Source organism: Okeania sp. (assembly GCF_035285525.1).
Lineage (GTDB): Bacteria > Cyanobacteriota > Cyanobacteriia > Cyanobacteriales > Microcoleaceae > Trichodesmium.
The window spans coordinates 1-6734 of sequence record NZ_JAYKGW010000159.1 but is presented as its reverse complement, the minus strand read 5'-3'; the positions used below and the strand labels follow the sequence as shown (position 1 = coordinate 6734).

General features: G+C 37.8%; 1 protein-coding gene and 2 rRNA genes. 2 read left to right on the top strand and 1 reads right to left on the bottom strand.

Annotated elements, in window-relative coordinates; genetic code table 11:
* Window positions 1-8 precede the first annotated feature (8 nt).
* Window positions 9-125: ribosomal RNA gene (rrf, locus tag VKJ25_RS15115) — 5S ribosomal RNA — on the top strand.
* Between the two features lie 275 nt (window positions 126-400).
* Here rrf (VKJ25_RS15115) and VKJ25_RS15110 read toward each other — a convergent pair.
* On the bottom strand, window positions 401-5959 hold the full coding sequence (locus tag VKJ25_RS15110; protein ID WP_324237461.1) for a trifunctional serine/threonine-protein kinase/ATP-binding protein/sensor histidine kinase: 5559 nt from the start codon (window positions 5957-5959) through the stop codon (window positions 401-403).
* A 662-nt stretch (window positions 5960-6621) separates the two neighbouring features.
* Between VKJ25_RS15110 and rrf (VKJ25_RS15105) the strand changes: the two genes are divergently transcribed.
* A 5S ribosomal RNA gene (gene rrf / locus VKJ25_RS15105) occupies window positions 6622-6734 on the top strand; the annotation flags it as partial.

Here is a 6734-nt window from a genome sequence, read left to right as displayed (position 1 = left end):
TAGCTTTTCCTGGTGTCTATGACGTAGTGGAACCACTCCGATCCATCCCGAACTCGGAAGTGAAACGCTACAGTGGCGAAGATACTCGGTGGGTAGCTGCCCGGTAAAATAGCACGATGCCAGGTTAAATATAAACAAAGGTTCTCTTAACGATACGAGAGAACCTTTGTTTTTTCAGTTAATAGTTAATAGTTATCAGTAATATTAAATCCGTCGGCTACGGTTCCCGAAAAGTTGGAGAATAAGGTTATACTATCAGAAAAGAGGGAAAACTGCTAATTTGCAAGGGTTTGGAGACTAAACCCCTACAGAAAGTGAATTCTACCGATACTACCGGATTTGATATAACCCTTTTTCCTTCTTCCTTCTTCCTTCTTCCTTCTTCCTTCTTCCTTCTTCCTTACTTTGGAATAATAATAGTAAAAGTTGTACCTTCGCCAACTCTGGAATTGCAGATAATTTTACCTCCATGTTTCTCGGTAATAATTTGATGAGCGATCGCCATTCCTAAACCTGTTCCTTTGCCGACTTCTTTTGTGGTAAATCCTTGCTCAAATATCTTCTCTTTTACTTCTTCTGGAATTCCCGTTCCATTGTCGGAAATTTCGACTATGGCATTTTGGCTGTCTGCGCTTAATTTCGTTCTGATTGTAATCCGATTGGGATTATTTTCTATCTCAGTAAAAGTTTTACCTTTATTACTTTCTTCTAAAGCATCAATCCCATTAGCCAATAAATTCATAAATACTTGATTTAGTTGCCCTGCATAACATTTCACTAGCGGTATCTGACTGTAATTTTTGACAATCTCAATACTGGGACGGTTTTGATTAGCTTTGAGACGATATTTTAAAATTAACAAAGTGCTATCTATGCCATCATGTAGATTAAACTCTGTTTTGGTAGTTGTATCTCTCCGTGAAAATGTGCGCAAAGATGTACTAATATTGCGAATGCGGTCACATCCTTCTGCCAGTGATGTTATCAGTTTCGGGAAATCTTCGGCAATAAAATCCTGTTCTAATTCTTCTATCTCTGCCATAATTGACTCTGGTGGAGAGGTATTTTCTGCATATAATGCTAGTATAGTAAGTAAATCTTGTAAATAGTCTTGAGCTACATCAATATTCCCTCTAATAAACCCAATCGGATTATTAATTTCATGGGCAACTCCTGCTACCAAATTACCCAAGGTTGCCATTTTTTCCTGTTGTACTAATTGTAGTTGAGTCTGTTGCAAGTCCTTGAGTGCTTTTTGCGCTTGTTGGTATAATCTGGCATTTTCTAAGGAAATTGCTGCTTGAGCGCACAAAGTATCTAGAATTTTTACCCTGTTTTCAGTAAAAGCATCTGCGGTCAAACTATTTTCTAAATAGAGAATACTGATTAATTTTCCTCGTTCAAATAAAGGCATACACAGCAAACTTTGGGGATGAAAATGAAGTAAATAAGTATCGGCAGCAAATTGTTCTTGGGCTGTTTTCCCATCTAAAATTGCAGTTTCTGCGGTGCGTCTGACAAAGTTAACTAATCCTACGGGTAAGTCAATATTTTCTTCGAGGGGAATAGATTGATTTAAAGAATCTATGGTTAATTGACTGTTGACTCCAGTACGACTAGCGATCGCTTCTACTGTTAATCCCTGTTTTCCGACTAATAATAATGCACCTTTGGTTGCTCCAGCATTTTCGATGATAATTTTCATTACTGTTGAGAGTAAGCGATCGAGTTCAATTTCTCCGGAAAGAGTTTGGGAAGCTTTTAATAAAGATGAAAAGTCAATGATAGAGGAAATATTGGCAACGGTTGCTGTTTGCGTCCGATCATTACTGGTAATTTGAGCAATGCTAGCTGTGGCAGCGGAGAGGTTGGTTTGCAAAATTGGTTCTAAAAGTTTGGGATAGCGTTTTTCTATCTCTTTTACTTTGGCTTTGGCTCCCCATTGAGAATAACAATAGTAGGCTTCTTGCATATAAAGTGTGGCAAATTTTTCTTTATCCCAGTCTAGATAAAATTTGGCTGCTAGTTCATTTGCTAAGGCTTCTTCTTGAATGTAATGATTTTCTTTGGCTCCAGCAATAGCGCGATCGTACATTTCCATCGCTAGAATATGCTCGCCATTCCAACGATAATACTCTGCTTCTAGTAATTGAAACTTATGAAGTAAGTTAGATGCACCGTACTGAGACAAATCTTGTAGTTTGTTTTTATTATCGACGATTTTATCTATCTCTTCAGAAGAAAGAGAAGTTGGTTGGGAGCTTAATAAAATAGCAGTATCATAGAAGTAGAAACAGGAAACGAAAGCCATACCTGTGATGCCATCAAGATATTCTCTAGCCATATTCGCAGCAGCGATCGCCTCCTCGGTTTGATTCCATAAATAAGCTAACAGCATTTTACTAAAAGCAAAGACAAACATTCCTGTACGATCGCTGTCTTGATTAAAAGTTTCGATAGTTTCTTTTTCTGCTGTAATCGAGGATAATAAAAGTAATGGTGTTGATGAGGGTTTAATAAGTTTTCCTGTTAATGCCAACAAGGGATCGAGCCAACCTTTGATTCCCAGTTGTTGTATTGATTCCACAGCACGAGCGTACTGTTCGATTTCTTTATGAACATCTCCCAGATTTACACCACACAAAAATTGATGGCTACAATAGCAATAAGCAGAGAGGGCAGCATTTTGGAGATCGCCCATTTCTAAACCCCAGTGGTAGGCATTTTGTAAATCTGGCAGAGTATCTCGACAAGGATATTTCCAATGTCTAATAAAACCATTAAACAAAACATAAACTAAGGATTTAATTTCAATAGTTTGCAGATTTTCCAGAACTGCAATAGCAAGTTCCCCAAACTGATACCCCTTTTCTATTTCTCCCATTTCGCCACAAAGAAACAGACCGTAGGTAGCATAAGCATCAGCAGAAGTAGAAGTGTTTCCATATTGCAAACAGAGGTTAACTTGTCGCGCTACACTTAACATTAATAATTCTGGATTAGCAACATACATAGCTAACCCAGCAATAGTAATCATCCGTATTGCTGCCTCTTTATTGGAATCGCTCATGCGCTCGAAGTTAACCACATCTTCGATAGCAATTTTTTCTAATAAAACATCATTTTCAGCAAAAGCTGCCTCAATTTCCGAATTTGTTACTTGTTCGGGAAGTTGAATATCAAGATTTCTCAGAAAATGCAAACCTAATTGAATAGCTGCATCAAGTTGATTTTGAGCAATTGCTGCTTGTACTTTAATTTCATATACTTTCACACAATCTAGAAATGTTTGCGCTTCTTGAAGTACAATTTCTCCTAACTCTTCCATGCGAGGGAAATCTCCACATAAAAAAGCAGTTTCCACTGCTCCCGAATAAACGGCTAAATGATTTTGATAATCGTTTTGCCAACTGCTATCTTTCAGTAAAAGACAAGCTGTATCATAATATTCACTCGCTGCTCGATAAGCTAAAGCATTCTTAGCTTTACGTCCAGCTTGCAGATTTAATTGCATCAATTGTTCCCGTTCCTTGGAATCCACTATGAGAACTAGCGCCATATTCAAATGATTAACGATATCAAACAGATATTTCTCTCGCTCCTCCAGTGAAAGACGAGAGAGAAGACGCTTACCGATATGATAATGAGCTATTTGTTTTTCTGCATCTGGAATTAATTGATAAGCAGCTTGTTGAACGCGATCGTGCAAAAAGCGATAACCAATCATTTCTGGTTGTATGGAAATGGAGTCAACCACCCCTTGGAAAAATTTGTAAGCTTCACTGATTGGTAAAACAATCCTTTCCTGGAGCGCTCGCCATATTTCTGCTGCCGCTTCTTCTGAAGAAATTTCTCGCACTATCGCCAATGTTTCTAAATCAAATTCGTTGCCAATACAAGCTGCTACCTTCAATACTTCTTGGGTTTTTGACGGTAATTTTTGCAATCTCCCAGCCATAAATTCTACCACATCATCCGTCAATGCTGCATCTTGTACCTTCACCAAATCAGATTCCCAATATCCCAAATGCCAATTAAATACTATTAATTCATCTTCATATAATCCTTTTAAGAATTGGGTGGTAAAGAATGGGTTCCCTTTGGTTTTCCCATAAATTAGTTCTGTTAAAGGAATAGCTAACTTAACACTGCAACTGAGAGTTTCTGCTACTAACTGATTAATATGTTTTTGAGCTAAGGGGGCGAGGGTAATAGTTGAAATAGCTACCTTTTGTTTCTGTAAATCTGCTAAAGTTAACATCAGAGGATGAGCGGGAAATACTTCGTTGTCTCGATATGCTCCCAGTAATAGTAAATAACCTATCTCATTATCTCCCATCAACACTTTCATTAAATTTAATGATGCAGAATCTACCCATTGTAAATCATCTAAAAATATGACTAAGGGATGTTCTTTGGTGGCAAAGATAGCTATAAATTTTTGAAACAAGAGATTAAAGCGATTTTGGGCTGCACTTCCTGAGAGTTCCGGAACCGGAGGTTGTTTGCCAATTACTCTTTCTAGTTCGGGGATTACATCTATTAAAACTTGTCCGTTTGTACCGACTGTTTCCAGAATTTTTGCTTTCCAAGTAGATAACTCGTCATCAGATTCGCTGATAATTTGCCCCATTAAGCTCCGAAAAGCTTGCACAAAAGCACTAAAAGGAATGTTGCGATTAAATTGATCGAATTTTCCTTTGATAAAGTAACCCCGTTGTCTAACTATTGGTTTGTGAACCTCATTAATTACAACCGTTTTGCCAATGCCAGAAAATCCCTCCACCATTACTATTTCACGGGTGAGAAAGTCGGTTTCTGGGTTGGGAATCGGTAACTCCCCCCTTTGAAAGGGGGGTTGGGGGGGATTGCCTTTGGCTACCGTTCTTTCTCGAAGAAACCGGGTTTCTGGGTCTGGAAAGCCGGTTTCTGGGTTGGGAATCGGTAACTCCCCCCTTTCAAAGGGGGGTTGGGGGGGATTACTAACTCGTTCAAAAGCATCCAGTAGTGCTTTAATTTCTGCTTCCCGTCCGTATAATTTCTCCGGAATCAGAAAGCGAGCGCAAATATCTCGTTCCCCTAATTCAAACGACTCTATTTCACCCTTTTCTCTATAATCACTCTGACATTTTTCTAGGTCATATTTCAATCCTAAAGCACTCTGATAGCGGTCTTCAGCATTTTTCGCCATCAGTTTCATTACCATATCTGATATGGGCTGCGGACATATTTCTCCCTCTAATATCCCCCTATTTCTCAAAGGGATTGGGGACAAGGCAATATGAGCATAAATTAGTTCCAAAGCATCATTACTCTTAAAAGGTAAACCTCCACTTAATAATTCATAAAATGTTACTCCTAAACAATAGAAATCACTCCGATAGTCAATTCCTCTATTCATCCTTCCTGTTTGTTCTGGAGATATATAAGCTGGAGTTCCTTCTAATACTTTGGGAGTTTCAACTGTTTGAGTTTCTTTTGGTAACAGAGTCGAAATACTAAAATCTATGAGTTTGACTTGTTTAGTTTCCGGATCAATTAGGATATTTGCTGGTTTAATATCTTTATGAATAATCGAGTTATTATGGAGTTGGTGGAGAATTTCTGAAAGTTGAATGGCAATATCAAGAAATTCTGACAGATTTATAGATACTCTAAGCTGATATTCGTCTAACGATACCCCTCTTATATCTTCCATAATGAGGGCGTAGCGGTTTTTATAGCGTACCAGGCCATAAGTTTTGATGATACCTTCTACTTGTAAATTTTGGGTGATTGCATATTGATTTCTAAACTGAACCAATTTGTTGAAAGAAGGATATTCATCACGCATCAACTTGATAATAACTGATTGTCCATTCTCTACATTCTGCCCCCGATATATTTCGGTACGCTCACTTTCGTAAATCAGTTCCAGGGCTTGATAATTAGCTATTTTTATTGTTTTTGTTTTACCCATTGGCTCAGTTTGTTTATCATTAGAATCTAATTTTTGCCCATATATATTTCTAGTTTACTTCTTTTTTTTAGATGGCTCAGGTTTCTCAAGTTAGTATTCTGGGGTAACAAGAGGGAGAAAAATTCAGGACTAAAGCCATGTGAACCCAGAAACCTGGTTTCTGGTAGACATCTATTGCTGAAAACAACGATTTATCCTAAAAACCGGGTTTCTTTGCATAAGTCCTAAAATTAACGGACAGAAATCATTTATACCATTTCTCATGCATGAATGCTATGTTTAATTGGGTGGAGAAGTGTGGTTTGTGTGGTCGGTGTGGGGAGAGAAAAACTGGAAAAAGTTTATACGAATTGACTAAGAATTGTCAAAAACAAATTTTTAATCTCAGTAACTATTTTACTGTCGAAATGTAGCTCAAGTATAGCATTAATGCATGCTAATTGGTATTATTCTTTCTTTCCATTGCCTATTGTCTATTGCCTATTGTCTATTGCCTATTGTCCATTGCTTATTCCCTGTTCCCTTATTTAGAAAAAAAATTTTGCTTAGGGGGTTGACATTTATAGAGAAGGTATTTATAGTAATAAATGTAAGGAAAAAAAACGCCTGCTAACTTATAAAGGTTAAAGGCAAATATAATAAACTAACTATTATTAGCTTTTCCTGGTGTCTATGACGTAGTGGAACCACTCCGATCCATCCCGAACTCGGAAGTGAAACGCTACAGTGGCGAAGATACTCGGTGGGTAGCTGCCCGGTAAAATAGCACGATGCC